Below are 25,435 nucleotides of genomic sequence, written 5' to 3'. Positions count from 1 at the left end.
TTGCACGTCGTGGACCACCTGGGCGCGCAGCTCCGGCGGGACCTTCTTGATGATGTCCGCGATATGGCCGGCGACCACGGAGGGAGCCGTGGGCGGGATGGGCGGCTGCGGAGACAGGGCGGCGATGTGCTCGCGCACCTGAGCCTCGTACTTCTGCGCCCGAGCGGCCGGCGAGCCGGGCGCGGGCTTCGAGGGACCGCCCACACCGGGATCCCTGAGGGTCGCCACACCGGTCAGGGTGTTCGTCTTGGTGGTGCCGTCGAAGCCATCCCGCTTGGAGACCTCCGTCTGCGGCTGGGGCGTGTTCTTGGCCGGGGGCGGCTTGGGCGCGGGCGGGGGGGGAGGAGGCGGCGGGGGAGGAAGGCGGTTGGAGGGATCCCAGAACATGGTGGGCACCTTGGAAAAGAAGGGTTGAGAAAAACCGTGTTCCGCTTGTACGCATAAGCATGGAATGCGGTTACAGCGGGCCGCTGTCTCAACCCCCGCGCTCGCCTCCTCCGCTGTTGGCTCGCGGCGAAGTGGCTACGAAAGTCTTACCGGTAAGACTTTTGTAGGGCTCAGGAGTTCGGAACGAACCCGGTGCGCCCGAAGTCGCTGAGGATCTCCTGGGCGCCGCGCGAGAGCAGCTCGTCCGCGAGCGCATCTCCCAGCGCGTGGGCATTGGCGACCGGGCCACGCACCTCGCCCGCCACCACCTTCGAGCCATCCGGCCGGCCCACGAAGCCGCGCAGGTGCACCACGCCCTCCGCCACCGTCGCGTGGCCCGCCATGGGCACCGTGCAGCCACCCTCCAGCTTCGCCAGAAACGCCCGCTCGGCCGTCACCGCCACTCGCGTCACCGCATCCTCGAGCGGCGCGAGCAGTGCCCGAACCTCGGCGTCCGCCGTGCGGCACTGGATCGCGAGCACGCCCTGCCCCACCGCCGGCAGGCTCACGGCGGGCGACAGCACCTCGGTAATCTCTCGCTCCAGGCCCAGGCGCTTGAGGCCCGCGTAGGCCAGCATCGCGCCCGCGAGCCCCAGGTCCTTCGTCTTCTGGAGCCGCGTCTGCACGTTGCCGCGCAGGCTGACGATCTCCAGGTCCGTCCGCCGCGAGCGCAGGATGCAGCTGCGGCGCAGCGAGGAGGTCCCCACCCGCGCGCCCTGGGGCAGCTTGTCCAGCGTGAGCCCCGTGGGGCTGCAGAACGCGTCCCGAGGATCCTCGCGCGCCGGCACCGCCGCGAGCATCAGCCCCTCGGGCAGCACGGACGTCATGTCCTTGAGGCTGTGCACGGCGATGTCCGCGCGCCCATCGATCAGCGACTGCTCGATCTCCTTCACGAACAGCCCCTTGCCGCCCACGGCGGACAGGGGCGCCGAGAGGAATCGATCTCCCTCGGTGGTCATCTCCACCAGCGACACCTGCAGGCCGGGGTGACGCTCGGCGAGCAGCGCCGCCACATGGCGGGCCTGCCAGAGCGCGAGCGGGCTCTGACGGGTGGCGATCCGGACAGCCTTGCTCATCGCTTGCCCCCGCTCGCGGCGGTGGCAGCAGCGCTCTGCTCTTCAGCGGCGGGTGCCGGCACGGACTCCTCCACGAGGCCGAACAGCTCGGCGGCGGCGCCCGCCAGCCGGTTGCTCTCCTCTTTCTCGGAGCCCACGGCGCGCAGCCGCGCGGTGGGCTCGTGCAGCAGCTTGTTGACGATGGCGCGCCCCATGGCCTCGATGCTCTTCTTCTGCTTCTCGGTGAGCCCCTCGCCCACCGCCGCCAGCGTCTTCTCCACCTCGGCCTTGGCGATCTGCTCGGCCCGCTGCCGCAGCCGCGCCAGCACCGGCACCCCGTCGCGCACCGCCCGGTCGCGCATGAAGCGCGACACCTCCTGGATCACCAGGACGCCCGCCTTCTGGGCCTCCTCGGCCCGCGCCGCCTCGTTCTCCGCGACGAACTTCTGGATGTCGTCCACGTCGTAGGCCATCACCCAGTCCAGCTCGGCCACGTCCGGGGCGATGTCCCGAGGCACCGCGAGATCCACCATGAACAGCGGCCGGAACCGGCGCGCCTTGCCCACCGCGCCCACGTTCTCCTTGGTGAACAGGGCCACCGGCGAGGCCGTCGAGCACACCACCGCGTCCGCTTCCTTCAGCAGCACGGGCAGCTCCTCGAAGGGCCGGGCCGTGCCGCCCACCTCCGCCGCCAGCGCCTCGGCGCGAGCCAGCGTGCGGTTGGTGATGATCAGCCGCCCCACCTTCGCCTGCTTCAGGTGCTTGGCGGCCAGCTCGCCCATCTCCCCCGCGCCCACCACCACCGCCGTCTTGTCCGACAGATGATCAAACACCTTCGCGGCCAGCGCCACGGCCGCCGAGGCCATCGAGGTCGCTGACCGGCCAATCGCCGTCTCGGTGCGCACGCGCTTGGCGCAGCTGAACGCCGCCGCGAACACGCGCGTGAGCCCGCCGCGCACCGCGCCCGCGCCCTGCCCCAGCTCGAAGGACTCCTTCACCTGTCCGAGGATCTGCGCCTCGCCCACCACCATGGAGTCCAGGCTGGAGGCCACTCGGAACAGGTGCTCCAGCGCCCCGGCCCCGTGGTGCTCATAGAGGTGATCGAGCGTCTCCGGGCCTCCCAGCCGGCTCAGCTCCTCGCGCGCCAGCGTGGCCGCCCGGGCGAGATCCGGCGAAGTCACATACAGCTCCACCCGGTTGCAGGTGGAGACGAGCAGCGCCTCGGTGGGAGCCTGCGCCAGCCGCTGGAGCACCTCCACCTGCTGAGGCTCCGCCAGCGCGAGCCGCTCACGCACCGTGAGAGGCGCCGTCCGGTGGGAGAGGCCGATGCAGATCAGCTCCATGGCTAGCGCATCCCCCCGGCGGTGAAGTCATAGGAAGAGAGGAAGGACACGAGCACCAGCCCGAAGCCCGCCATGGTCAGCAGCGCCACGCGCCGCCCGCGCCAGCCCACGAACACCCGCGCGGCGGCCAGCCCCGCGAACAGCCCCCACGCCACCAGCGTTGCCACCACCTTCGCATCCATCATCCACGTGAGCCCCTGGCTGGAGCCCGCCACGAAGAACGCGCCCGTGGCCAGGGTGATGGACAGCGCGATGAAGCCCACCACCACCAGCCGGCGGTTCAGGGTGTCCAGGAACTCGAGCGAGGGCAGCCGCGAGAACAGCAGCCCGAAGCGCTTGCCCTTCACCTGCCGCTCCATCAGCAGGTACATGACGCCCACGCCCGCGGCGACGGCGAAGGCCGCCATCCCCACCAGCGCGATGGAGATGTGCAGCGGCAGCAGCGGCTGGCGGAGCTCCGGCGACAGCGGAGCCTGTCCCCCCTGCAGCAGCACCCCGGGCACCAGGGTGGCCACCGCCAGCGGGGTGATGAACGCGCCGATGACGGGCTTGCGGTAGCGCACATCCAGCACCAGCCCCAGGGCCAGCAGCAGGAAGGCCAGCGAGGAGAACCCCTGAGCGGCCCCCACGGGCATCCCACCCTGGGCCCCCAGCACCGGGAACAGAGCGGCCCCATGGAGCACCAGCCCCAGGGCCACGAGGATGCGCCCCACCATGGCGAGCGCGGCCCACTGGCGCGCCAGGTAGGTGAGGTACACCAGCGCGGCGAAGCCGTAGGAGTGGCAGGCGAGCGAGACCAGGGTTTCGTTCATGGCGGCAGCGAGATAACCCCGAGCAAGCCTCGGGTCAGCCCATCTTGTTGAGGATGAAGGCGGCCAACAGGTCCGTCTCGTTGCTCGGCTTCTTGTCAGCCGGGCGCGGAGGGGCGGCGACCTCCGTCACATACCCTGGGACGACCTCGTAGGCCGACTCTCCCACAATCACCGAGTCCGCCATCTGCTCGGCGCCCAGACTGGCCAGTTGGGGCTCGGTCTTCACCTTGGCCACCAGCTTGTGGGTGTCCTCACCGGACACCAGCTGCACGAAGTGCACGGCCGGCACCGCCGGGAAGCTGGCGCCCCCCTCCACCATCACCACCAGCTTGCCGTCCTTCAGGTCGGCTTTGTCCGCCAGGGCCCACTCCTCGAGTTGAGCCTGGGGCAAGAAGAGCTTCATCACGTCCGCCATCTTACATCACCCGGACCCGAGGAGCCCGTCTCTCGTAGCGCCTGCCTGCCTGAAACGCCCCCGCCCCGTCCGCATCTGACCGGTCGGGAGCGGTTGGGACCGGCCGATCCTTGCAGGGCCTGGGGGGTGCGTACTAGAGGACGCGCCAGGGACAGGCCCCCGCAGCCGAACGGCCTGTGAAGGAGACACCCATGGCAGGTGACAACGTGAAGAGCATTGGGGACGGAGACTTTTCCAAGGAAGTGCTCCAGTCCGACACGCCGGTGCTCGTGGACTTCTGGGCCACCTGGTGCGCCCCGTGCCGGGCCATCGCCCCGGCCGTCGAGGACCTGGCGAAGCAGTACGAGGGCAAGGTGAAGTTCACCAAGCTCAACATCGACGACAACCAGGACACCCCGCAGCAGTACGGCATCCGCTCCATCCCCACGCTGCTCGTCTTCAAGGGCGGCAAGGTGGTGGGGCAGATCGTCGGCGCGGTGCCGAAGACCCGCATCGAAGACGCCATCACCAAGGCGCTCTGAAGCAGTCACTCCCCTCGGGTGAGGCCCGCCTCGCCCGGGGGAGTCCGCGGTGACGACAGGAACGTCCGGCCCGGCGTTCGGAGTGCTCGAGCAGACCTGGCTCGCGCTCCTGGTAGCGATTGTGCCGCTCCTGATTGTGGAGATGACGGCTGTACAAACACGTCGTCTTCGGTGAACCATCCCCCTTAAGGGGTATTGGCTTCCGGCGGCTCACAGGCCATGCAGTACGAGTCCAAACGAACCCACCGGGTAGGCCCCCGACCTCCGTACGTCATGCGGTCAGTTGGTACCCGCTGTCCCTTTTGGACAGAGTCAAGAAAAACCCCTCAACCACGTGTTGACAGACTTCGCGTTAAAGGCCAAATAATCAGTTCAGTCTTTGCTTCAGGTTTAACCCGTCATTCCAGACCTTCAGGAGTCACGCATGCCCCGTCCCCCTCGCAGGCCCCCCACCTCTTCCTCAAGTACCCCGCTGCCCCCCGTGTTCCTCATGTTCGCGGAGGTGCTCGGAGACGCGATTGGCCGAAGCTTCGCGCGCGCCATCCACACCAACGGGTTTAGCGGCGGGCTGGGCGCCACGACGGCCGCAATGGCAGCTCCAATTCGTCGGCGGGGCCGTCCCCCCAAGGCGCTCTCAGCCGGCCCCGTCCCCACGGATCGCCTCTGCACGGTGCCCGGCTGCGGGCGCGAGTCCCGCTCCAAGGGCCTGTGCTCGGCGCACTACCAGGCCGAGCGGCGCCGTCAGCTGGCTGGCAAGAGCTCCTGAGCGAGGCTCACTCGCCGCGCCACGGATCGCCCGGGGAGGTGGCCTTGAGCAGCTCCCACGCGGCGAGCACGTCCACCACCCGCTCCAGCTCATTGGGCAGCGAGCGGGCCCGGCGTGACTGAAGGTACTCCTCGGCGAAGGTCCTCAGCCGCATGCCGAGGAAGAGCCGGGCCAGGGACACCTCCGTCTGGCCGGAGAACTCCACGAAGCGGATGCCGAAGCCCGAGCGTCCATCGCCGCCCGTGCGCTCCTCGCGGACGATCTCGGTGCGGGCGAGCACCGGCTCGGCGCCCTCCTCCAGGGAGAAGCGCACCTGGAGCTCCGTGCCCAGCGGCAGGAAGAAGGTGCTCTCCAGGAAGGCGCCACTCACGCTCACGTTCTGGGAGAGGAGGGTCGCGGAGAACGTCCGCTGCCCGCCCTCTTCCCGCCAGACCTCGAAGCGCGTGGCGACGCGGGCTCGTGGAAAGTGCCGGTGCTCCGGCTCGTTGCCCGCCTGGGTCTCGATGATGGGCGCGAGCGCGGGCGTTGCACTGCTCCGCCCCACCGGACGCCGAAGCTCCTCCGGGCGTGCTCCGCCTCGCCGCGTGTCCGGTTGAGGCACGGAGACCCGAGGGACATTGACGCCCGGGCGGCGGCTCTCGCGGGCCGGGCTGGCGGACGGCTTGCCTGGAGCCTCGTCGGGAGCGGAGCCCTCACCGGGCCTCGTGTCCGGCCCCGGGGCTTCAGCGGCGCCCTTGGCGGCCGGCGTGGAAGCCGGAGCCTCTTCGGGGGTGCGCGTGGCCCCTGCCGGACCCTTGCCCTTCTGAGCACCCTTCCTCTGCATCGTCGCCTCCGCGCCCCGGAAAGAGTCCCAGCTCGGGGCAACGGCGATTCATACACCCATCGCCACCGTGCGCGCCTTCTGATTCAGAACATGTGGCGGCGCATGCTGATGTTGGCCAGCAGGCCCAGGCTGAGCATCATCGACATGATCGACGAGCCGCCATAGCTCATCAGCGGCAGGGTGATGCCCGTCACCGGCAGCAGGCCAATCACCATGCCGATGTTCTCGAACACCTGCCAGAAGATCATCGCGGTGACGCCCACGGCCACGAAGGCGCCGAACCTGTCTCGGGCGCTGAACCCCACCGCCAACGAGAGAGAGAACAACCCCCCATAGAGCGCCAGCAGCACCAGACAGGCCACGAAGCCGTGCTCCTCGGCCCACACGGAGAAGATGAAGTCCGTGTGCTGCTCGGGGAGGAAGGACAGGCCCGTCTGCGTGCCCTCGCGCCAGCCCTTGCCCGTCATCCCGCCGCTGCCCACGGCGATCTTCGACTGGGCGGCGTGGTAGCCGCTGCCCTTGAGGTCCGCCTCTGGATCCAGCCACCCGGAGATGCGCTGGCTCTGGTGCTTCTTGAGGTGGCTGCGCAGGAAGGTGAAGTGCGGCTCGGGCGTCTCGCGCACGTAGTCGTTCCAGATCACCCCGCCGACGGCCACCAGGCCCGCCAGGATGATCGCCACCAGGTACCAGCGCACCTTGCCGAAGAGGATGACCGTGATCGACGACAGCAGGATCATCATGCACGTGCCCAGGTCCGGCTGGACCAGCACGAGCACGGCGGGCACGCCCACCACCGCCAGCGGCTTCCACAGCCGCAGCAGCCCATAGGCCTCCTGGTTGGGCCGGAAGTCGTCGTGGTAGACCTTGGCCAGCATCAGCACCACGCCGATCTTCATGAACTCGGCGGGCTGGATGCGCAGCGGGCCGAGCACGAACCAACTCTCGGCGCCCTTGGCCTTGTGCCCCATGAAGTGCAGGGCGATCAGCGCCAGGATGTTGCCCACGTAGATGGGCACCGTCATCCGCTGGATCCAGCGGTAGTCCACCAGGCACACGCCCAGCGCGGCGGCGAGCCCCACGCCCATGTAGATGGCCTGGCTGGACCAGGCGCTCTCATGCGGAGGCCGGGCCGCCGAGGCCAGGTTCCACACGCCCAGCGCGCAGATGGCCAGGATGCAGAAGATCAGTGCCCACGGGATGTGGGGCACCATGCGTCGTTCAATGCTGAGCTGCATTCGAGGTGCCTGCGTGCGGAACGCCGCGGGTGAGCATGACGTCCTCCAGCTTGGGCGCGGGAGGCAGCGTCAGGACATAGGGTTGATTGGCGCGCTGCTGCGGCGAGTTCGCGTCCTGTTCCTTCAGATCGAAGTACTTCTGGATGACGGCCATGGCGGTGGGAGCCGCCTCCACGCCGCCGTGACCGCCGTGCTCGTTGAGCACCACCACAGCCAGCTCCGGCTTGTCCGCGGGCGCGAAGCCGGCGAACCACGCGTTGTCACGCTGGAAGAAGTTCATCTGCTCCTTCTTCAAGCGCACCGAGCCGATGGTGGCCACCTGGGCCGTGCCCGTCTTACCCGCCACGACGATGTCCTTCAGGCGCTTGGAGAAGGCGGTGCCACCCGCCTCGTTCACCGCCGCCACGAGGCCTTCCACGATGGCCTTGCGATGCGCGGGGTTGATGTCCACCTGCCGCACCACCTGCGGGTCGTAGGACTCGACCACGTGGCCGTCCAGATCCTCGATGCGCTGCACCATCTGCGGCTTGTACAGCGTACCGCCATTGGCGATGGCCGCGTACACCAGCGCCAGCTGCAGCGGCGTCACGTTGTCATCGCCCTGGCCGATGGCGCTGTTGAGCGCCATGCCCTTGGTGTAGCCGCCCGGCGAGAGCCGATCGTGGTAATCGGAGGTGGGCATGATGCCGGGCACCTCGCCGAGCACGCCGATGCCGGTGGGGCTGCCCAGTCCCAGCTCCTTGCCCATCGCCGCGATGGGATCCAACCCGATGGTGTCCGCGACCTTGTAGAACCAGGTGTCACACGACCACTGGAGCGCCTGCTTCGCGTTCACCGGCCCGTGGCCGCTGTCCTTGTGGCAGCGCCAGGTGCGCGCGCCCAGCTTGTAGCCGCCCGGGCAGTTGACCGTCGTCTCCGGCCGGAAGAGCCCCGACTTGAAGGCCGCCAGCTGGGTCACCACTTTGAACGTGGAGCCCGGGCTGTAGTGCGCCGCAGCCACGCGGTTGATCATCGGCTGGAGCGGATCCTTCACCAGCGCCGCCATCTGCGCCGGGGTGACTCGGCCCGTCAGCAGGTTGGGATCAAAGCCCGGCCGCGACACCAGCGCCTTGATGTAGCCGGTGTTCACGTCGATGGCCACCACCGCGCCCGCCACGCCTGGGAAGGCCCGCTCGGCCTCCTCCTGCAGCCGCATGTCGATGGAGAGCACCAGGTTGCTGCCCGCCTGCGGAGGAACGACCGAGTTCTCCCCCAGCTTGTCGTTCAGCTCCTCGATGGTCTGCCCGCGCGCGTTCACCACCTCCTTGCGCACCCCGTCCACCCCGCGCAGCCGCGACTCGAAGTAGCGCTCCAGGCCGCGCCGGCCGATGTAGTCGCCCAGCGCGTACTTCGCCCCATCCGCGTCGAGCCGATCCAGCTCTTCCTGGGTGATCTCGTTCATGTACCCCAGCACGTGCGAGAGCACCGTCTCCGAGCGGTAGTTGCGGTGCGGCACCGGCACCACCTCCACGCCGTCCAGGATGTCTCGCCGCGCGTTGATGCGATCCAGCTCGTCCCGCGTCAGATCGATGCGCACCGCCACCGGCTGGAACGGAGCGTTGCGCTTCGCCGTGCGGATCTGCTCATCCACCTTGAGGCGCTGCTCCACGTCCCAGCCGAGCAGCTCGGCCAGCTTGGGCAGCACCACCTTGGAGCAGTCCGTGCAGAAGGCCGGAGTGACGAAGGCATCGAACGAGGGGCGGCTGTCCACCAGGATGGTGCCGCGGGCGTCCTTGATGACGCCACGGTCCGCGCGCAGGCGGACCTCCTTGACGAAGTTGGCCACGCTCTTGGCGGAGTACTCCTCGCCGCGGATGATCTGCAGGCGGTAGAGCTGCAGAGCCAGCACGCCCATGGCGCCCACCATGGTCAGGCCCAGCCAGAGGAAGCGGCGCTTGAGATCGCGCCCCGGCGGCGTGGTCTTTCCCAGAGCCGAAGGTGTCACAGCAGCCCTCCTCCCATCTGCGTGCGCTCCTGCCGGGCCTCGAGCCTGCGCAAGAGCGGATACAGCGCCAGCGCCGCGAGCCCCGTGAGCGCCACCTGCAGCGGCAGCCCCGGCAGCACCGCCGTCGCCGAGCCATCCTTCACCGTCAGCCAGCTGAAGAAGGCCGACAGCAGCCCGTGGCCCACGTCCGCGCCCATGGTGAAGAGCACGAAGGCCACCGGGCCGCGCACGTCCAGCAGCGAGTCCACCAGCCGGCCAGCCAGGAAGGTGAACACGCCCAGGAAGGTGAACAGGCCCGTGGGCTGGCCGCTCATGAGATCCAACAGGTAGCCCACCGCGAAGGCCGAGCAGGCGCCCTCCAGCAGCGAGGCCCGCAGCGCCAGGAACGACAGCAGCACCACCGTCACGTCAATGCGCGAGAGCACCAGCCCGGCCCGCTGCACCACCACGGACTCCAGCGTGAGCAGCAACAGCGCGAGCACCACGGTGACCAGGAACTTCATCGCGTCCCCTCCACCATGGGCGCTCCCTCGCGATAGGGGCTGCCCACCACCAGCACCTCCTCGAGCCTCGTCGTGTCCACCGCGGGCAGGATGTCCGCGCGCTGGAACATGCCGTGCTCCTTCTTCTCGAGGTTGGCCACGCGCCCCACCACCAGCCCTGGCGGGTACACCCCGTCCGTCCCGGCGGTGATGATCATGTCCCCATCCTCCACGTCCTCGGTGCGCAGCATGTTCTCCAGCTTGAGCGGCCCACTGCCCGCGCCCGCCGCCGTGCCTCGCGCCCGCGAGCGCTGCACCCGCACGCCCACCCGGCTCTGGGGATCCGTCACCAACGCCACGTCCGCGTAACCTCCCGTCGTGCGGATGACCTGGCCCACAATCCCATCGGGCGTCACCACCGACATGCCTTGGAACACGCCCTGCCGCTCCCCGCTGCTGATCCGCACCGACAACAGCTTCGCCACCGGATTGACGCCCACCACCCGGGCGGGGATCTCCGGCCCAGGCTCTCTCTCGGTGTACGCCAACAGTTGTTTCAGCCGCTCATTCTCGGCTCGCGCCTCGCCGAGCGCCTGTACGGCTGCCCGCAGCTGCATGTTCTCCAGTCGCAGCGCGTCATTCTCCTGCCGCACGCCGCGCAGGTCCACGTAGTGGCTCACGGTGCTCACCCCGGCATCGATGACGCGGTTGAGCCCCGACTGCAGCGGGGACGTCATGCCGATGAGGGCACGATCCAGGAAGTTCGGCTGGCGGCCCCGCCGCCCGGTCACCAGGAAGGCGACCAGCGGGTAGAGCAGCAGCACACTCACGAAGATGAAACGGCGATACCGCCGGAGGAGCGACAGCACTGGGGCGAGGTCCCCGTGTAGGGAAAGAGGGGCAGGAAGGAGAGGAAGCGGCTAAACACTGTAAATCGCTTGCATTTTCTGGGGGCTTATCCTAGGCAGTCAAGGCCCTGTACCGGGGGCGGTGAGAAACTGTCCACCTACCGGCCGGGCATCCAACAAACCCGCGCCGCGACTCCTTCCACGAAGGCAGTTTCCGCGACGCCTTGCACGAAGAAACGATAGCAACATGGAAGGTCTGAACCCCCGGAAGGTCGTCTCGCTGGTGTTCATTATCGGCATTGCTGTGGTGTTCACCCTGAACTTCGGGCCGGGGAGCTTCAGCAAGTCCAGCGGCTTCCACGCGTCGCAGTCCAGCAACGCCGCGGCGACGGTGAACGGCAAGGAGATCCCCCTGCGGGACTTCCAGCGCGCCTACGCCATGCAGATCAACAACCTGCGCAACCGCGGCAACCCCATCCCCGAGTCCGTGGCGCGCCAGTACATCGCGCCCCAGGTGCTGCAGCAGCTGGTGGACGTGGAGCTGGTGTCGCAGGCGGCCAACCGCTACGGCATCGTCCCCGCGGACTCCGAGCTGGCGGACATCATCCACCGCAACACGGACTTCCAGAAGGAGGGCGAGTTCGACTTCAACCACTACCGGCAGGTGCTGCGGGACTACTACCGCATCACCGAGAGCCAGTATGAGGATGACCTGCGCCACCAGCTGGCGGCCCAGAAGATGATCCAGGTGGTGCGCAACGGCGCCGTCGTCTCGGATGACGAGGTGAAGGCCCGCTACGAGAAGGACGCCAACCAGGCCAAGCTCGTGTTCGCGCGCTTCCTGCCCACCATGTACGCGGACAAGGTGCCCGCGCCCTCGGCCACGCAGCTGGACGAGTTCAAGAAGGCGCACGCCAAGGAGCTCTCCGACTATTACGAGACCAACCGCTTCATGTACCAGCAGCCCGAGCGCGTGAAGGCGCGGCAGATCCTGGTGAAGCTGCCGGCGGACGCCACCGCGCAGCAGAAGGCGGACGCGAAGGCGCGCGCCGAGGCCATCCGCAAGGACATCGTCGAGGGCAACAAGGACTTCGCCGCCGTGGCCAAGGAGCGCAGCGAGGATCCGGGCACCAGGCAGGCGGGCGGGGACCTGGGCTACGTGGAGCGCGGCAGCCTGGAGCCGGCGCTGGCCGATGCCGTGTTCGCGCTCGCGGCCAACAGCGTGTCCGAGCCCATCGAGACGAAGCTGGGCTACCACGTGGTGAAGGTGGAGGAGAAGCAGGCGGCGCAGGACAAGAAGCTGGCGGACGTGGAGAACGACATCGCCACCACGCTCTACAAGCAGGCGCAGGCCAAGGAGCTGGCCAAGGCCGAGGCGGAGAAGGCGCTGGCCTCGGTGAAGGGCGGCAAGAAGATCTCCGAGCTGTTCCCGGCGGAGAAGCCGGGCCAGCCGGCGCTCCAGCGCTTCGAGACGGAGACGCACCCGGAGGCGGTGGAGACGGGCAGCTTCACGGCCGGCGGCGAGAATGTGCCCTACCTGGGCCCGGCACCCCAGCTCATCGCCGCGGCGTTCGCCGCCAAGGGCCCGCAGGTGCTGGATCAGGCCTTCCCCGTGGGCGAGGGCTTCGTGGTGGCCGAGGTCACCGATCGCCAGAAGGCCAGCGACGAGGAGTTCACCAAGAAGAAGGACGAGCTGCGCGAGCAGGCCCGCCGCGCCAAGCAGATCGAGATGGAGGAGTCCTTCCTCAAGGCGCTGCGCAAGCAGGCCACCGTGGTGAACAACACCACCGCCATCGAGGGCGTGACCGGGAACGGGTGAGTTCCCGCCCACGCTGAGGCACTCGGGCCGGTGGTGAGCGCTTGCTCCCACCGGCCCTTTGTTTTGCTCACCCGGCGCCTCGCCTCGAGGCCGTCACGGCTCGTCGCCCATCTCTTGCGGGTACACGATGGGCTTGTCGAGGCTCCTGGAGATCTCCGGCAGGAGCTCTTGCACCGTCGAGCGAGCGCTCGCCGCGACCAGGTTGTCCGCGCCAATGCTCTGCTCGAACTGGAACAGGTTCGTCGGATCGTACTTCCGCTTCACGAAGACCAGCACCGGGTAGTACTCGGCCCAGTAGCGGCGCTGCCAGTCCGTCACGTAGGACTTGGGGTAGTTCTGGTAGGCCTCCTGGTTGGTCCACGGCTGGCCAATGTCGAGCCAGCGATCCATGAACGCGAACGCCTGGGCCTGCTCCTCCGCCGAGTCCCAGTACGTGTTGAGGTACGTGTTGAAGTCGGCGCGGCGGTGGATGTACGCGTTGAAGCCGCGGCTGCGCTCGTTGATGGCCGCGCCCGCGCCCTCGATGACCATCTGCGGGGCGAACTTCACCTGCGTCCGCGCGCTGCGCATATGGTCCACGAACAGGCGCCACCCGGCCTGCCCCAGGGGCTTGTCGTAGTACCGCGTCTGCTTCTCCTGCGGAGGGAACGCCGCCACCGTGGACACGACGGTCCGCGGCACCACATCCGGCTCCTCCGCGTAGCCCATGAGCTTGTTGTTCATCCTGAAGAACGAGCCCATGTCCTCCCACATCACCTGGCAGCCCGGCGCGGCCACCAGCTCGCTGAGCAGCTGGCGCCACAGGCCCCGCTCCCCGCGGTACATGGCGCGCACGGACAGGGAGGGCCCCTCCCAGTTGTCGCCGAATTCGATCAGCGCCAGGTGGCCCAGGCGCCGGTCATGGTTGGAGCCCATGTATTGCCGCTGGAAGATGTCGAGCGCGTGCGCGCCCTGCGCCGCCTCCTCGTCCGTCCCCAGCCGCCACTGCAGCAGCACCGCCCCCACGTCCTGCAGCGGGTGGAGCCGATAGGTGACGCGCGTGACGATGCCGAACTGGTTGCCCGTGCCGCCGCGCACGGCCCAGAAGAGATCCGCGTTGTGGGCCTCGTTGGCGAGCACCACCCGGCCGTCGGCCAGCACCACCTCCACCTCGGTCACGAGATCACAGTTCATCCCGTACATGCGCGAGCCGAAGCCGAAGCCACCACCCTGCATCATCCCGCCGATCGACACATCCGGGCAGCTCCCTCCCGGAGCGAACAGTTCATAGTCCTGCGTCGTGCGGTAGAAGTCGCGCATCTGGACGCCGGGCCCCACGTGGACGAGCCGCTGCTGCGGCTGGACGAAGATGTTGTTCAGGCCGCGCAGATCCAGCATCAGCCCGCCCTCGACGGTGCAGTAGCCCGCGGTGCTGTGGCCTCCCGTGCGCGGCCTCCACTGGAAGGACGGGTTCGACTCGCGCTGCTGGCGGATGAAGCGCATGAAGGAGCGCACGTCGTGCAGGGACTCGCAGACGGCGATGGCGGCCGGGCGCACGTGCTCGAAGTTCGGGTACGCCACCGCGCGCAGCTCGTCGTAGCCCGGGTCCCACGGGAACACGAGCCGCCCGCTGGTCTCCCACATGAGCTCGATCGCCTGCTGGCGCGTCATCTGGAACTTCGCGAAGTCTGCTTCAGGCCGCTTGGCCCACTCCGCGAGGCGTTTGGTGATCTCGCTTCTCTTGGCGTCGTAGTTGAGTTCCATGGATTCAGCGGACTCGCTGCAACACATTCGGGTCGTCGGAGACCCGCTCCGCGAGGCAGACATCGTCTCGCCCCTGAGCCTTCGCCGCATACATGGCGAAGTCCGCCGCGCGAATCAGCTCGGTGGTCGAGCTGGCGTGGTCCGGGAAGGTGGCCACGCCCAGGCTCGCGGTGAGGCGCAGCTCCAGCCCCTGGCTCTGCATGAAGCGCCGGGAGCGGAACGCATCCCGGATGCGCCGGGCCGTGATCATCGCCCCCTCGGGCGCCGTCTCCACGAGCATCAGCGCGAACTCGTCGCCGCCGTAGCGGAACACCTGATCGAGCTGGCGGCTCGAGGCGACCAACAGCTCGCCTACCTCCTTGAGCAGCGCGCTGCCGACCAGGTGGCCGTGGGTGTCGTTGACGCTCTTGAAGTGATCCAGATCCAGGAACACCAGCGACAGCGGGTGGTGGAACCGCTGCGAGCGCTTCACCTCGTGATCGAGCTGCGCGCGCAGGTGCCGGGCGTTGAAGCAGCCGGTGTGCTCGTCGGTGATCGTCAGCTCCTGCACCCGGCGGAAGTTGCGCGCGTTCTCGATGGCGATGGCCGCGTAGTCCGCGATGGCCGTCAGCGTGGTCAGATCATCCGCGGTGAAGGGCGGATCGCTGGGGCCGTTCACCAGCTCCATCACGCCCAGCACGCTGCCCCGGGCGATGAGCGGCACCGCCAGGATGGAGCGCGTGCGGAAGGCGGAGGCCTGATCGAAGCGCGGAGCGAACGAGGGATCTCCGCCCACGTCATCCACCAGCCGCGCCGTCGCCGTGGAGAACACCGTGCCGGCGATGCCCTCGCCCGGGAGCACCTGGAGCGACTTGAGGGCCTCGGCGCCCTCCCCCACCACCACCTCGAAGTAGAGCTTCCCCGTGCGCTCGTCCTGGAGGATGAGCGACCAGTTGCGCGGGTGGAGCAGATCGCTCACCTTCTGCATCACCAGCTGGAGCACCTCCTTCAGCTCCAGCGTGGAGGTGAGCGCCTTCGCCATCTCGTTGAACGCGGCCAGCTGCTCCACCGTCCGCTTCATGGCCGACAGGAGATCAGCGGGGTTCATCCGAGGTCCACTCCGAGGCACAGTTCTGCTAAGGGCTTCCAACCTTCCACCATGCGCACTCTAGAGGATCCCACGTCCCTCGTCCTTGCTTCCGCCTCTCCCCGGCGGCGTGATCTGCTCTCCCAGCTGGGCCTGGCCTTTCGGGTAGCCGCGGCGGATCTGGATGAGACCCCCCTGGCCGGCGAAGCCGCGGACGCCTATGTGCTGCGGCTGGCCCGGGCCAAGGCCCAGGCGGTGGCCCAACGCTTCCCGGGCACCTGGGTGCTGGCGGCCGACACCACCGTGGCCCTGGGGACGGAGCTGCTCGGCAAGCCGAGCGGCCCCGGCGAGGCCCGGGACATGCTCACCCGGCTCTCCGGCCGCGCCCATGCCGTCTATACGGGGGTAGCGCTCGCGGGGCGAGCCGAGGCCTCCACGGTGGTACGTACCGGCGTCACGTTCCGGACACTCTCCGCGGGAGAGATCGACTGGTACGTGAGCACGGGTGAGCCACTCGACAAGGCGGGCTCGTACGCCATGCAGGGCAAGGGCGGTTTCCTGGTGGCCGCGGTAGAGGGCAGCCCCACCAACGTCATCGGCCTGCCGCTGGGGGAGACCCTGGAGCTGCTGGCCCGCGCGGGCGTTGCCCTTCCCTGGAGGGTTTCATGAGCGAGGTGGCGGAGCGGCTGGCCCAGATTCGAGCCCGGGTGGCCGCGGCGTGTGCTCGCGCGGGGCGTCCCGTGAATTCCGTAACGCTGCTGGCGGTGTCCAAGCTCAAGCCCTCGGAGCTGATCCGCGAGGCGTACGCGGCCGGCCAGCGGGACTTCGGCGAGAACTACGCGCAGGAGCTGCGGGACAAGGCCGCGGAGCTGGCCGGGCTGGAGGGGCTGCGCTGGCACGCCATCGGGCCGCTGCAGACGAACAAGGTGAAGTACGTGGCCAAGGCGGCCCATGCCTTCCACGCGCTGGATCGGCTGGACGTGGCGAAGGAGCTGTCCAAGCGCCGGGCCGACGCGCCCCTGCCCTGCTACGCCGAGGTGAACATCGGCGGCGAGCAGAGCAAGAGCGGGCTGGCGCCCGAGGCGCTCGGAGCGTTCCTGGACGAGGTGCGCGCGCTGCCCGGGCTGCGGCTGGAGGGGTTGATGGCGCTGCCTCCGCCCACCGAGGACGAGCAGCAGGCGCGCGGCCACTTCCGGCGGCTGCGCGAGCTGGCCCGCACGCACGGGCTGGCGGGCCTCTCCATGGGGACGACGCACGACTTCGAGCTGGCCATCGAGGAGGGCGCCACCCTGGTCCGCGTGGGCACCGCCATCTTCGGCGAGCGGGCCTAAAGCCCGCCCCGGACCCTCCGGCGGCTACAGCTCCTTGAAGCGCATGCGGCCCGAGTCGGTGAAGGTCACCAGGAAGTCATTGCCGCAGTAGTTGCAGCGCAGCTCGGCCCCGTCGGTGATGGGCTCGTCCGTGGGGTTGTTGGCGTTGCACGACGGACAGTCGAACTCCTTGATCGCCTTGCCCGACTTGCCCTTCTTCCCCTTGTCGTCGTCATCGCTCGCGTCGAAGTCATGCATGGCCTGGCTCCTCCTCTGTCTGGGCCCGGCGCACCGGGCTCCGTGCCGCGCAGGCTACCAGCGGTGTCCCTGGGGCGCTCCATCTCGTTCACGCCGGGGGTGGGGCTCCCACGCGGCGGCGCTGCCCTTCCGCTCGCTGTCCAGGGGTGTAGGCGGGCCTCGGGGGGTCTCTACTACTCACGCCTACCCAGAGGAGTGCCTCCCGTTGAATGATGGGAGCTGCCCTGTCGTCCAGGGAAGTGCACGCCAGTGGGATGGTGGAAGCCGGAGCGGTTGGCGGCGCCAAAGCGGACTACCTACATTCGCCCGGCCTTTCACCAAGGCAGGGCGGGACCCCGAGTCCAGGAGCACAACATGCACAGGCGGTTCAGCGATGCGATCGTGGCCCTGCTGTCAGCGATGATGTTCTCCCGTGTGGCCACGGCCCAGGAGCTCCACCAGGCGTTCGGTCCCGGGGAGCAGTCGCTGTATCGCGTCCAGTACCTCGGGGTGACGGCGGGCACGGCGCAGATCACCGTCGGCGCGCCGATGAAGCAGTGGGGCCAGCAGGTGTGGCCCATCATCTCGCTGGCGAAGTCGGACCCTGTGATTGGCGCGTGGCCCATCAAGGACAAGTTCGTCACCTACTGGCACGCCGGAGGCCAGCGCTCGCTGGGCAGTGACTTCTTCGTGGACGAGAACAACAAGCGGCGCCGCCAGCGCATCCAGCTGCAGGACGATGGCCTCACCGCGCACGTCATCAAGCAGCAAGAGGGCGCCGAGCCCGTCGAGGCCACCCACGAGGTGCCCGCCGGAGCCATGGATCTGGCGAGCGCCATGTTCGCGCTGCGCAACCGGGAGCTCGTCGAGGGCCAGGAGTACACCTACCCGGTCTTCACGGGCCTGAAGAGCTTCTTGCTGCGCGCGAAGGTGGACGGACGGCAGCGGATGAAGACGGCGCTCGGGGAGCGCGAGGTCTTCCGCGTGAAGTTCCAGACGGAGTTCTCCGGGAAGCTCCAGGCCCAGCGCGACATCGTCGCGTACATCACGACGGACCCCAGCCACGTGCCAGTACGCATCGAGGCGGACTTCGTGCTGGGCTCCATCGTGGCGGAGCTGTCCGAGTACAAGCAGGGCCGTCTGGTGGCGATGAACGACGAGACAGGCGGCTAGGCCGCGGAAGGTGGGGGTATGGGAGCGGGATGGGCGTGGGCGCTCACGGCGGTGCTGGCCGCATCGCCGGGGCCGAAGGTGGTGTCCTCGCTGGTGAAGGTGAGGCCGGGCGTCTCGGTGGAGGGCTCCTCCGAGGCCCGGCTGAGCGTGGCGCGCGGCGAGTGTGAAGGCACGCAAGTGGTGCTCCCCGGCAACGTCCGCCGGGTGACGGCGGCTCCCCTCTCGCTGAAGGGGCCCGGGGCCGCGCTGCCCGCCTCGCTGTGGCGCGAGGCCTTCATCGATGTGAAGACTCCCTCCAATAGCCAGGGTGCCACGGGGCCCTGGCCGGATCCGCTCGTGCCGGTGGAGACACCGGGAGAGCCCTCGCTGCCCGCCATCCTCTACGTGGAGGTGTGCACGCCCGAGGCGCAAGAGCCCGGGACGTACCATGGCGAGCTGCGCGTGAAGGCGGACGGAGTCGCGGTGCCAGCGGTGCCCTTCACCGTGGAGGTCCAGCCCTTCGTGCTGCCGGCGACGGCCTCGCTGCCGACGAGCTTCGGCATCTCGCTCTACAGCATCGCCAAGGGCCACGGGCTGTCTCCGGAGTCTCCCGAGGCCCGGAAGCTGCTGCGCGCCTACGCTCGGACGCTGCTGGAGCACCGCCTCAGCGCGCATGGCATGAGCATGACGCCGCCGCCGGTGCGCTTCGAGGACGGCCGCGCGGTGGTGGACTTCCGCGCGTATGACGAGGAGCTGACGCCCTTCCTCGACGGGAGCATCCTTCCCTCGGGCGCGCGCTTCACCACCGCCGAGGTGCGCGACTCCCGCCAGTGCAGCACCGACTCGGAGAAGGTGGCGTACTACCGCGCCTTCGCCGAGCACTTCCGAAGCAAGGGCTGGACGGCGCAGCTCTTCTTCTACACCAAGGACGAGCCCAAGCCGGAGGACGTGCCGCTCGTGAAGGCGCAGTCCTCGCGGGTGCGCGCGGCGGGCCATGGCATCCCCGTGCTCGTCACCGCGCCGCTGGATGACTCGCTGCGTGACTCCGCGGACATCCTCTCGCCCACCCTCAACTGCTTCTTCCCCCGCCCCGGGCCGCAGACCTGCCGCAACGTGCTGCCCATCGACAAGCTGCGGGCCAAGCTCCCGGCGGGGGCGCGGGTGTGGTGGTACCAGAGCTGCAACTCACAGGGCTGCACGGGCGGCCCGGCGGCGGATCCCACCATCGAGCGCGTCTACAGCGGCTGGGCCTCGTACATGGTGGATCACCCGGCCACGCTCAACCGGGCCATGGGGCCGCTGGCCTTCCTCGCCGGCGTGGACGGCGAGCTCTATTACGACACCGTCTTCGCCTACAACACGAAGGATCCGTGGAAGGATGTCTTCGAGTTCGGTGGCAACGGCGACGGCACCCTCTTCTACCCTGGGACTCCGGAGCGACTGGGCACCCAGGGGCATCAACCCGTGGTGTCCCTGCGGCTCAAACAGATCCGCGATGGCCTGGAGGATTATGAGTACCTGCACCTGCTGGCGCGGCTCGGGGATGAGGAGTCCGCCCGGTCGCTCGCGCGCAGGCTCGCTCGCTCGGGCTATGAAATCGAGCAGGATGTCGAAAAATGGGTACAAGTCCGGCAGGACCTGACCACCCGCCTGCGCAAGCGCTGGGAGTCCTCCGAATATGCGAAGCGCCCTGGCGTCCGACCTTGAAACCCGTTTCCCCGCCTTCCTGAGAGCAGGATGAACCGCATGCGCTCCATTCTCCTGGCCAGCCTCGTTCTGGTGGCCACCGCCGCACAGGCCCAGAAGCCCGCGGGCTCCGAGGCCTCGGCCCAGGACGTTCCACCGTCGCAGGACATGGCCCCGCCGGCCACTCCGGCCGAGCCCGTGCCCGCCTGCCCCAACCCGCTGCCCGCGCTGCACACGCCCCTGGCCTTCATGCCCGGCGAGCTGCTCGAGTTCGATCTGGACGCCCTGGGCGCGCAGGCGGGGAAGCTGACCATGAAGGTGCAGCCCATCGACAAGGGCTCCCTGCCCATCCAGGTCGAGGCGCAGACCAACACCTTCTTCTCCAAGGTGCGGCGCGTGAAGGGCGTGAGCACCAGCTACCTGCACCCGCGCACGCTGCGGCCCTCGCGCTACACCGAGGACGCCACGGAGAACGAGGTGCACCGCAAGGTGGATGTGGCCTTCGGCGCCAAGGATCGCTCGGTGAAGGTGGACTACCTGATCGACGCCAAGCCGCCGGGCCACTACGACTACACCTACGACAAGGACGGGCTGGATGTGGCCGGCGCCATCTACCTGATGCGCCAGCTGCCCATGAAGGAGGGCCTGCCCGTGTGCTTCGACGTGTACGGCATCCGCCGGCTGTGGCGGTTGAGCGGCACGGTGGTGAAGCGCGAGCACATCTCGTTGCCGCTCGGCCAGTTCGACGCGTGGTACCTGAACGGCACCGCGGTGCGGATCGACAAGCCCACGCAGAAGCGCGAGGTGCACGTGTGGATCTCCGACGACGCGCGCCGCCTGCCGCTGGTGGCCGTGGGCACCCTGGATCTGGGCGCCGTGCGCGCCACGCTCACCGCCTACACGCGCCCGGGCGAGAAGGAGAAGCGCGCCCAGAAGGGCAAGGAAGAGCTCAAGTGGTAACCAGCGGCCGCGAGCGCTGACCGATGGTGGACCCTGCTCCCCCGCGTGGGGAGCTTTTTTTGCCCCCAATTTGATTCCGATTTGCAAAATCAAAAGCGCTTCGGGTAGGGTTCGCGCCATTCCGATGCGCTCCCCTCGCCTGGCTCCCGCCCTGTTGTGTGCCGCCGCCGTGCTTGGCGCCTTCCCCGCCCGCGCCGAGGAGCCGGAGCGCAAGCCCGAGGAGAAAGCGCCCGCGGAGCCGGGGCGCGTGCTGGCGCCGTACCCGGCGAAGGCGCACGAGGGCTGGGACAACGACGGCGACGAGGACGACGAGGACGAGAAGAAGAAGCGGCCCCCGCTCCACCTGAGGTTCGGCGGCTACGGGGATCTGCAGTTCGCCTACTTCAACTACGGGGAGAACCAGAACCGCGAGGGGGGCTCGCAGAAGGACTCGCGGCTGGCGTTCGACACCACGCGGCTGGTGCTGGAGTTGGAGGGCGGCCTGCCCCAATACGGGCTCGAGGCCGAGATCGAGATCGAATTCGAGCACGGCGGCACGGGGTCGGCGACGGAGCTCGAGTACGAGGAGTTCGGCGAGTACGAGCAGGAAGTCGAGAAGGGCGGCGAGGCCCTGGTCGAGGAGTTCTACCTGAAGAAGAATTTCGGGGAGCACTTCTCGGTGCAGGCCGGGCGCTTCTACGTGGCGGTGGGCACGCTGAGCGCGTGGTACCGGCCCACGGACTACCTGGGCACCCTCCGCGATGAGGCGGAGACGCTGATCATCCCCAACACCTGGGACGAGATGGGCGTGCAGGCGCAGGCGAAGCTGGAGGGCGGCCTGACGCTGACGGCGCAGGTGGTCAACGGGTTGGACTCCACCGCCTTCAGCTCCCAGCACTGGGTGGCGCTGGGGCACCAGCACCGCTTCGAGCTGAACCGCGCCACGGATCTCGCCGCGGTGCTGCGCGCGGACGTCTCCCGCTTCGAGGGGTTCGTCTTCGGGGGCTCTGCCTACTACGGGGACACCACGCGCAACCGCCCCAAGCCGGACCTGGTGAAGGCGTGCGAGGAGGCGAATGATCGCGAGGTGGCGCCGTGCGGCTACGTCTCCGCGCCGCTGCTGCTGCTGGACGCGCACCTGTCGGTGGACCGGGGCCCGTGGCGCGCCAAGGCGATGGCCATGTGGGGCTACCTGCAGAACGCGGATGACATCTCCGCGCGCAACGCGCGCCTGTCCACCCTGCTGAACGTGCTGCGCACCCCGGTGGCCGAGCACGCCCTGGCCATCTGGGGCGAGCTGGGCTTCAACATCGCCCCGAGCCTCGGGCTCGGCAGTGACCACCGGCTCGAGCCCTTCGTGCGCTTCGACTACGCGGACTCGATGTTCCACCCGCGCACCGAGCTCTTCGACAACCCGCGCTTCACCCGCTCCATCTACACGGTGGGCACGTCGTACACCCTGGCCCGAGTGGCCTTCGCCAAGCTCGACTTCAGTCACCGCCGCCTCGGTGACTCCTCACGCTTCCGGCCCGAGAACACCGTCCGGGTCTCGACCGGCTTCGACTACTGATCCCTGGAGGATGACCTCATGACACTCTCGCGCTTCTCCTTCCGTTCCCTCACGCTCGCCGGCGCGCTCGCGTTGGCGGCCTGTGGCTCCGAGGGTGGTGGCCAGACCCAGCCCTCGTTCGATCCGGAGATCATCACCCACTTCACGGATGACGTGGTGGTGGCCACCTACCAGCAGCTCGCCACGCGGTTGGGCGAGTTGGACACCGCGGTCCAGGCGTTCACGGCAGACCCCACCGACGCCAGGCTGAACGCGGCCCAGGAGGCCTGGCTCGCGGCGCGTGTCCCCTGGGAGCAGAGCGAGGCCTTCCTCTTTGGCCCGGTGGAGTCCTACGGTTACGATCCAGCCATCGACAGCTGGCCGGTGAACCGCTCGGATCTGGACGCGGTGCTGGCCAGCAATGACGCCTTCACCCCTCAGTACGTGCACAACCTCCAGGAGACGCAGAAGGGCTTCCACACGGTGGAGTACCTGCTCTTTGGCCAAGGCCGCACGAAGAAGACCGGGGACTTCACCCAGCGCCAGTTCGACTACCTCAAGGCCATCTCCGCCGAGGTGAAGGGCATTGGAGCCGCGCTGGCGAACTCCTGGACGCAGTCGGTGGATGGCCACCCGCCGTACCGGGAGGTGCTGGCCAACGCGGGCCAGGCGGGCAACTCCGCCTACCCGTCCGTGGAGGCCGCGGCCCAGGAGATGGTGGGCGGCATGATTGGCATCCTCGACGAGGTGGCCAACGGGAAGATCGCCGATCCGTACGACGCGAAGGATCCGGAGCTGGTGGAGAGCCAGTTCGCCTACACCTCGCTCACCGACTTCGCCAACAACATCCGCAGCGTGGAGAACGGTTACCTCGGGCACCTGCCGGGCGCGACGCCGCACGGGCGCACGCTCTCGGATCTCGTGCAGTCCGAGAAGCCAGAGCTGGATGCGCTCGTCCGCCAGGAGCTGACGGACGCCATCACGGCCCTGGGCCAGATCCCTGAGCCCTTCCGCGATTCGATCCGGAATCCCGCCGCGGCGGACAAGATCGAGGCCGCGCAGGCCGCCATCCGCAAGGCCCAGTCCACGTTCGAGCAAGAGATCAAGCCGCTCACCTCTCGGTGAGTGCGTTGGGGGGACACACCATGCGACGGATCTTCACGCTGTGCGCCACGGTGGCGCTGTTCTCGGGCTGCGGCGAGCCGGAGCCTCCTCGCGCGGGCGGGGCGACCACCATTGATGATCGCACCTCGCTCGCCTATGCCCAGCCGGCACCGAACCTCTCCGAGGAGGATCTCGCGCGCCACCGCGCGGGCGATGCGGCCTTCGCGGCGGTGTTCGTCCCCGGGCCGGCTCCGGTGAACCCGGGGCTCGGGCCCATCTACAACAACAACTCGTGCAACGGCTGCCACCTGCGCAACGGCCGGGGCATGCCGGTGATGGGCCCCGGGCCCCAGCGCACGCAGCTGCTCGTGCGCGTCAGCCTGCCCGAGGGTACGCCGAACCACCTGAATGGCGCCGTGCCGGTGCCAGGCCTGGGTCTTCAGATCCGGGATCAGGCCGTCTATGGCGCCACGCCCGCGGCCTCCGTCACGCTGTCGTGGGAGGAGAGCTCGGGCACGTATGGCGACGGCACGGCTTACGGCCTGCGGAGCCCGCGCATCCACATCGCTCCGAGTGATGGCTCCACTCCGCCCGCGGACATGCTCACCTCGCTGCGCCTGCCGCCTCCCGTCTTCGGGCTGGGGCTGCTCGAGGCCGTGGACGTGTCCACGCTGCGTTCTCTGGAGGATCCGGACGATCACAACAAGGATGGCATCTCCGGGCGGCTCAACCAGGTCTGGGATGCTCGGGCCCAGGCGCTGGCGCCGGGGCGGTTCGGGTTGAAGGCCAACAGCCCCAACCTGTTCCAGCAGTCGGCCGACGCCTACTTCAATGACATGGGCATCTCGAACTCGCTCAACCCCGAGTCCGATGGCTCGTTCGAGCTGCCGCAGGAGACGCTGGAGGCCGCGATCTTCTATGCGCAGTCGCTCGGCGTGCCGGGACGCACGGGCCTCGAGGACGCGGAGGTGCAGCACGGCGAGGAGCTGTTCAAATCGGTTGGGTGCGAGCAGTGCCACCGCGACACGCTGAAAACTGGAGACAGCCCGCTGCCGGAGCTGGCCCACCAGGAGATCCACCCGTACACGGACCTGCTGCTCCACAACATGGGCGAGGGGCTCGCGGACAGGCGGCCGGATGGAGCGGCGGACGGCACCGAGTGGCGAACCGCGCCGCTGTGGGGGCTTGGGCTGACGCAGACGGTGCTCCCGTACGCGAGCTACCTGCACGATGGCCGCGCCCGGACGCTGGAGGAGGCCATCCTCTGGCACGGCGGCGAGGCCGAGCACGCTCGGGAGAAATTCCGCACGTTGCCGGCGAAGGATCGCGCGGCGCTGGTGAAGTTCCTGGGCTCACTCTGAGCCCGTGCCGGCCTGTTACAGCTTCGAGGGCTGCGCGGGTCTGGCTTTGAGTAGCCCCGCGCGGTCCAGCAACTCTCGGACCCGCTCGGCCAGGGCGACATGCTCGGGGTTGGAGGCCGTAAACAGCTCGGGGGTGAGGAGGATGAGCGTGCCCTGATCCTCCACGGGCTCGATGCGCACCGGCGCGGGGAGCGGGGGCACGCGGCCCAGTCGGCGCGAGAGGTAGGTCACCCAGCCTACCCATATGTCCGGGGACTTCTTCTCGATGATGTCACGGTGGACGTTGGAGACCGCCGCACCCCAGTCTGGGTCCCACGCGGTGGCAAGCGCCCGCAGCGCTTGAGTCTGAAAGGCGGTGGTCAGGACCCGCTCTGAGCCAGGCCCTTCATCAGGCGCTCTGAGAACACACCGGTTGCTCACTTGCTCCCAATACCCCCCGCAGCCAATGCTCAGCCAGGCGTCGTTCCCTCCCTGGCGCCCATTCCACAGACCCAAATTGAAGCCCAGATCTTCCATGGGCTGGCGCCGGTCGTCGCGCATGAGATTGCGCTGGATGTACTTCTGGAGACTGGAGAGTTCGAGTTCCAGCGGGCGCGTCAGCGACTGTTTGAGGGACTTCGAGCCCTTGAACCAACTGGCGAAGAGCGGATCCACTGGCGCCAGCAACTGGACCAGAGTCGCCAGACGCCGAGCGCACGCTTCAGCGTCCTCCTTCCGGGCCCCCCAGTAAGCGCCGATGTAATACGTCTCGATCATAGA

At 68.7% G+C, this 25,435-nt stretch carries 24 protein-coding genes and 1 pseudogene; 11 read left to right on the top strand and 14 right to left on the bottom strand.

Annotated elements, in window-relative coordinates; all coding sequences use genetic code 11:
- From ACJ8AT_RS35885 to ACJ8AT_RS35865, 5 genes and pseudogenes are all read right to left on the bottom strand, one after another.
- Nucleotides 1–387, bottom strand: a pseudogene (locus tag ACJ8AT_RS35885) (hypothetical protein); the annotation flags it as partial.
- 170 nt (nucleotides 388–557) lie between these two features.
- The gene (gene hemC, locus ACJ8AT_RS35880; RefSeq protein ID WP_407742474.1) at nucleotides 558–1,502 is read right to left on the bottom strand and encodes a hydroxymethylbilane synthase; all 945 of its coding nucleotides are present in this window, start codon (nucleotides 1,500–1,502) and stop codon (nucleotides 558–560) included.
- A complete protein-coding gene (hemA, locus tag ACJ8AT_RS35875) occupies nucleotides 1,499–2,824 on the bottom strand; it encodes a glutamyl-tRNA reductase (RefSeq protein ID WP_407742473.1) in 1,326 nt (441 codons plus the stop codon). Before hemA ends, hemC begins: the two co-directional genes overlap by 4 nt.
- A 2-nt stretch (nucleotides 2,825–2,826) precedes the next feature.
- A complete protein-coding gene (locus ACJ8AT_RS35870; protein WP_407742472.1) occupies nucleotides 2,827–3,636 on the bottom strand; it encodes an inner membrane protein YpjD in 810 nt (269 codons plus the stop codon).
- Between the two features lie 34 nt (nucleotides 3,637–3,670).
- On the bottom strand, nucleotides 3,671–4,051 hold the full coding sequence (locus ACJ8AT_RS35865; RefSeq protein WP_407742471.1) for a hypothetical protein: 381 nt from the start codon (nucleotides 4,049–4,051) through the stop codon (nucleotides 3,671–3,673).
- A gap of 191 nt (nucleotides 4,052–4,242) precedes the next feature.
- On the opposite strand from ACJ8AT_RS35865, the gene trxA reads away from it, so the two are divergent.
- Together trxA and ACJ8AT_RS35855 are read left to right on the top strand one after the other, a co-directional pair.
- Nucleotides 4,243–4,572, top strand: a complete 330-nt coding sequence (gene trxA, locus ACJ8AT_RS35860; protein ID WP_407742470.1) for a thioredoxin — start codon at nucleotides 4,243–4,245, stop codon at nucleotides 4,570–4,572.
- Nucleotides 4,573–4,996: 424 nt separating this feature from the next.
- On the top strand, nucleotides 4,997–5,338 hold the full coding sequence (locus ACJ8AT_RS35855) for a hypothetical protein (protein ID WP_407742469.1): 342 nt from the start codon (nucleotides 4,997–4,999) through the stop codon (nucleotides 5,336–5,338).
- Nucleotides 5,339–5,345: 7 nt separating this feature from the next.
- Here ACJ8AT_RS35855 and ACJ8AT_RS35850 read toward each other — a convergent pair whose 3' ends face one another.
- From ACJ8AT_RS35850 to mreC, 5 genes are all read right to left on the bottom strand, one after another.
- On the bottom strand, nucleotides 5,346–6,161 hold the full coding sequence (locus tag ACJ8AT_RS35850) for a PilZ domain-containing protein (protein WP_407742468.1): 816 nt from the start codon (nucleotides 6,159–6,161) through the stop codon (nucleotides 5,346–5,348).
- Between the two features lie 83 nt (nucleotides 6,162–6,244).
- Nucleotides 6,245–7,372, bottom strand: a complete 1,128-nt coding sequence (rodA, locus tag ACJ8AT_RS35845; protein ID WP_407742467.1) for a rod shape-determining protein RodA — start codon at nucleotides 7,370–7,372, stop codon at nucleotides 6,245–6,247.
- A 7-nt stretch (nucleotides 7,373–7,379) separates the two neighbouring features.
- Nucleotides 7,380–9,380: a penicillin-binding protein 2 gene (gene mrdA, locus ACJ8AT_RS35840; RefSeq protein WP_407742466.1), complete on the bottom strand. Its 2,001-nt coding sequence runs from the start codon at nucleotides 9,378–9,380 to the stop codon at nucleotides 7,380–7,382.
- Entirely contained in the window at nucleotides 9,377–9,883 is a 507-nt protein-coding gene (locus ACJ8AT_RS35835) for a hypothetical protein (RefSeq protein ID WP_407742465.1), read from the bottom strand. The genes mrdA and ACJ8AT_RS35835 overlap by 4 nt, the downstream gene beginning before the upstream one ends.
- On the bottom strand, nucleotides 9,880–10,731 hold the full coding sequence (mreC, locus tag ACJ8AT_RS35830) for a rod shape-determining protein MreC (protein ID WP_407742464.1): 852 nt from the start codon (nucleotides 10,729–10,731) through the stop codon (nucleotides 9,880–9,882). The genes ACJ8AT_RS35835 and mreC overlap by 4 nt, the downstream gene beginning before the upstream one ends.
- A gap of 226 nt (nucleotides 10,732–10,957) precedes the next feature.
- On the opposite strand from mreC, the gene ACJ8AT_RS35825 reads away from it, so the two are divergent.
- Entirely contained in the window at nucleotides 10,958–12,529 is a 1,572-nt protein-coding gene (locus ACJ8AT_RS35825) for a SurA N-terminal domain-containing protein (protein ID WP_407742463.1), read from the top strand.
- Between the two features lie 93 nt (nucleotides 12,530–12,622).
- On the opposite strand, the gene ACJ8AT_RS35820 is transcribed toward ACJ8AT_RS35825, so the two are convergent.
- Together ACJ8AT_RS35820 and ACJ8AT_RS35815 are read right to left on the bottom strand one after the other, a co-directional pair.
- Nucleotides 12,623–14,272, bottom strand: a complete 1,650-nt coding sequence (locus tag ACJ8AT_RS35820; protein ID WP_407742462.1) for an FAD-dependent oxidoreductase — start codon at nucleotides 14,270–14,272, stop codon at nucleotides 12,623–12,625.
- A 4-nt stretch (nucleotides 14,273–14,276) separates the two neighbouring features.
- Nucleotides 14,277–15,359 (bottom strand): diguanylate cyclase, encoded by a 1,083-nt coding sequence (locus ACJ8AT_RS35815; protein WP_407742461.1) that lies wholly within the window; start codon nucleotides 15,357–15,359, stop codon nucleotides 14,277–14,279.
- 51 nt (nucleotides 15,360–15,410) lie between these two features.
- Here ACJ8AT_RS35815 and ACJ8AT_RS35810 point away from each other — a divergent pair, with 51 nt between their 5' ends.
- Nucleotides 15,411–16,007 (top strand): Maf family protein, encoded by a 597-nt coding sequence (locus tag ACJ8AT_RS35810; RefSeq protein WP_407742460.1) that lies wholly within the window; start codon nucleotides 15,411–15,413, stop codon nucleotides 16,005–16,007.
- Entirely contained in the window at nucleotides 16,004–16,669 is a 666-nt protein-coding gene (locus ACJ8AT_RS35805) for a YggS family pyridoxal phosphate-dependent enzyme (RefSeq protein ID WP_407742459.1), read from the top strand. The genes ACJ8AT_RS35810 and ACJ8AT_RS35805 overlap by 4 nt, the downstream gene beginning before the upstream one ends.
- 24 nt (nucleotides 16,670–16,693) lie before the next feature.
- On the opposite strand, the gene ACJ8AT_RS35800 is transcribed toward ACJ8AT_RS35805, so the two are convergent.
- Nucleotides 16,694–16,906: a hypothetical protein gene (locus ACJ8AT_RS35800; RefSeq protein WP_407742458.1), complete on the bottom strand. Its 213-nt coding sequence runs from the start codon at nucleotides 16,904–16,906 to the stop codon at nucleotides 16,694–16,696.
- Nucleotides 16,907–17,260: 354 nt separating this feature from the next.
- Between ACJ8AT_RS35800 and ACJ8AT_RS35795 the strand changes: the two genes are divergently transcribed.
- From ACJ8AT_RS35795 to ACJ8AT_RS35770, 6 genes are all read left to right on the top strand, one after another.
- Nucleotides 17,261–18,058 carry a DUF3108 domain-containing protein gene (locus ACJ8AT_RS35795; protein WP_407742457.1) on the top strand — a complete coding sequence of 266 codons (798 nt, stop codon included), beginning with the start codon at nucleotides 17,261–17,263 and terminating at the stop codon, nucleotides 18,056–18,058.
- Between the two features lie 18 nt (nucleotides 18,059–18,076).
- Complete coding sequence (locus ACJ8AT_RS35790; protein ID WP_407742456.1) at nucleotides 18,077–19,744, top strand: DUF4091 domain-containing protein; 1,668 nt, start codon at nucleotides 18,077–18,079, stop codon at nucleotides 19,742–19,744.
- A 30-nt stretch (nucleotides 19,745–19,774) separates the two neighbouring features.
- Nucleotides 19,775–20,683 carry a DUF3108 domain-containing protein gene (locus ACJ8AT_RS35785; protein WP_407742455.1) on the top strand — a complete coding sequence of 303 codons (909 nt, stop codon included), beginning with the start codon at nucleotides 19,775–19,777 and terminating at the stop codon, nucleotides 20,681–20,683.
- Between the two features lie 124 nt (nucleotides 20,684–20,807).
- A complete protein-coding gene (locus ACJ8AT_RS35780; protein WP_407742454.1) occupies nucleotides 20,808–22,232 on the top strand; it encodes a hypothetical protein in 1,425 nt (474 codons plus the stop codon).
- Nucleotides 22,233–22,250: 18 nt separating this feature from the next.
- Nucleotides 22,251–23,336, top strand: a complete 1,086-nt coding sequence (locus ACJ8AT_RS35775) for an imelysin family protein (protein ID WP_407742453.1) — start codon at nucleotides 22,251–22,253, stop codon at nucleotides 23,334–23,336.
- 20 nt (nucleotides 23,337–23,356) lie between these two features.
- Nucleotides 23,357–24,676 (top strand): di-heme oxidoredictase family protein, encoded by a 1,320-nt coding sequence (locus ACJ8AT_RS35770; RefSeq protein WP_407742452.1) that lies wholly within the window; start codon nucleotides 23,357–23,359, stop codon nucleotides 24,674–24,676.
- A gap of 15 nt (nucleotides 24,677–24,691) precedes the next feature.
- Here ACJ8AT_RS35770 and ACJ8AT_RS35765 read toward each other — a convergent pair whose 3' ends face one another.
- The gene (locus ACJ8AT_RS35765) at nucleotides 24,692–25,432 is read right to left on the bottom strand and encodes an immunity 52 family protein (protein WP_407742451.1); all 741 of its coding nucleotides are present in this window, start codon (nucleotides 25,430–25,432) and stop codon (nucleotides 24,692–24,694) included.
- Between the last annotated feature and the right edge of the window lie 3 nt (nucleotides 25,433–25,435).

Source organism: Hyalangium sp., assembly GCF_045802625.1.
GTDB lineage: Bacteria > Myxococcota > Myxococcia > Myxococcales > Myxococcaceae > Hyalangium.
Note: the sequence above shows the minus strand (reverse complement) of the source record. Positions and strands in the feature narration are given on the sequence as shown.

Coding starts and splice junctions, on each gene's coding strand:
- ACJ8AT_RS35855 (WP_407742469.1), top strand. CDS start 4,997: ATGCCCCGTCCCCCTCGCAGGCCCCCCACCTCTTCCTCAAGTACCCCG.
- ACJ8AT_RS35785 (WP_407742455.1), top strand. CDS start 19,775: ATGAACCGCATGCGCTCCATTCTCCTGGCCAGCCTCGTTCTGGTGGCC.
- ACJ8AT_RS35865 (WP_407742471.1), bottom strand. CDS start 4,051: ATGGCGGACGTGATGAAGCTCTTCTTGCCCCAGGCTCAACTCGAGGAG.
- ACJ8AT_RS35820 (WP_407742462.1), bottom strand. CDS start 14,272: ATGGAACTCAACTACGACGCCAAGAGAAGCGAGATCACCAAACGCCTC.
- rodA (WP_407742467.1), bottom strand. CDS start 7,372: ATGGTGCCCCACATCCCGTGGGCACTGATCTTCTGCATCCTGGCCATC.
- ACJ8AT_RS35795 (WP_407742457.1), top strand. CDS start 17,261: ATGCACAGGCGGTTCAGCGATGCGATCGTGGCCCTGCTGTCAGCGATG.
- ACJ8AT_RS35815 (WP_407742461.1), bottom strand. CDS start 15,359: ATGAACCCCGCTGATCTCCTGTCGGCCATGAAGCGGACGGTGGAGCAG.
- ACJ8AT_RS35850 (WP_407742468.1), bottom strand. CDS start 6,161: ATGCAGAGGAAGGGTGCTCAGAAGGGCAAGGGTCCGGCAGGGGCCACG.
- ACJ8AT_RS35825 (WP_407742463.1), top strand. CDS start 10,958: ATGGAAGGTCTGAACCCCCGGAAGGTCGTCTCGCTGGTGTTCATTATC.
- trxA (WP_407742470.1), top strand. CDS start 4,243: ATGGCAGGTGACAACGTGAAGAGCATTGGGGACGGAGACTTTTCCAAG.
- hemC (WP_407742474.1), bottom strand. CDS start 1,502: ATGAGCAAGGCTGTCCGGATCGCCACCCGTCAGAGCCCGCTCGCGCTC.
- ACJ8AT_RS35780 (WP_407742454.1), top strand. CDS start 20,808: ATGCGCTCCCCTCGCCTGGCTCCCGCCCTGTTGTGTGCCGCCGCCGTG.
- ACJ8AT_RS35775 (WP_407742453.1), top strand. CDS start 22,251: ATGACACTCTCGCGCTTCTCCTTCCGTTCCCTCACGCTCGCCGGCGCG.
- ACJ8AT_RS35810 (WP_407742460.1), top strand. CDS start 15,411: ATGCGCACTCTAGAGGATCCCACGTCCCTCGTCCTTGCTTCCGCCTCT.
- hemA (WP_407742473.1), bottom strand. CDS start 2,824: ATGGAGCTGATCTGCATCGGCCTCTCCCACCGGACGGCGCCTCTCACG.
- ACJ8AT_RS35805 (WP_407742459.1), top strand. CDS start 16,004: ATGAGCGAGGTGGCGGAGCGGCTGGCCCAGATTCGAGCCCGGGTGGCC.
- ACJ8AT_RS35770 (WP_407742452.1), top strand. CDS start 23,357: ATGCGACGGATCTTCACGCTGTGCGCCACGGTGGCGCTGTTCTCGGGC.
- ACJ8AT_RS35765 (WP_407742451.1), bottom strand. CDS start 25,432: ATGATCGAGACGTATTACATCGGCGCTTACTGGGGGGCCCGGAAGGAG.
- ACJ8AT_RS35835 (WP_407742465.1), bottom strand. CDS start 9,883: ATGAAGTTCCTGGTCACCGTGGTGCTCGCGCTGTTGCTGCTCACGCTG.
- ACJ8AT_RS35870 (WP_407742472.1), bottom strand. CDS start 3,636: ATGAACGAAACCCTGGTCTCGCTCGCCTGCCACTCCTACGGCTTCGCC.
- ACJ8AT_RS35790 (WP_407742456.1), top strand. CDS start 18,077: ATGGGAGCGGGATGGGCGTGGGCGCTCACGGCGGTGCTGGCCGCATCG.
- ACJ8AT_RS35800 (WP_407742458.1), bottom strand. CDS start 16,906: ATGCATGACTTCGACGCGAGCGATGACGACGACAAGGGGAAGAAGGGC.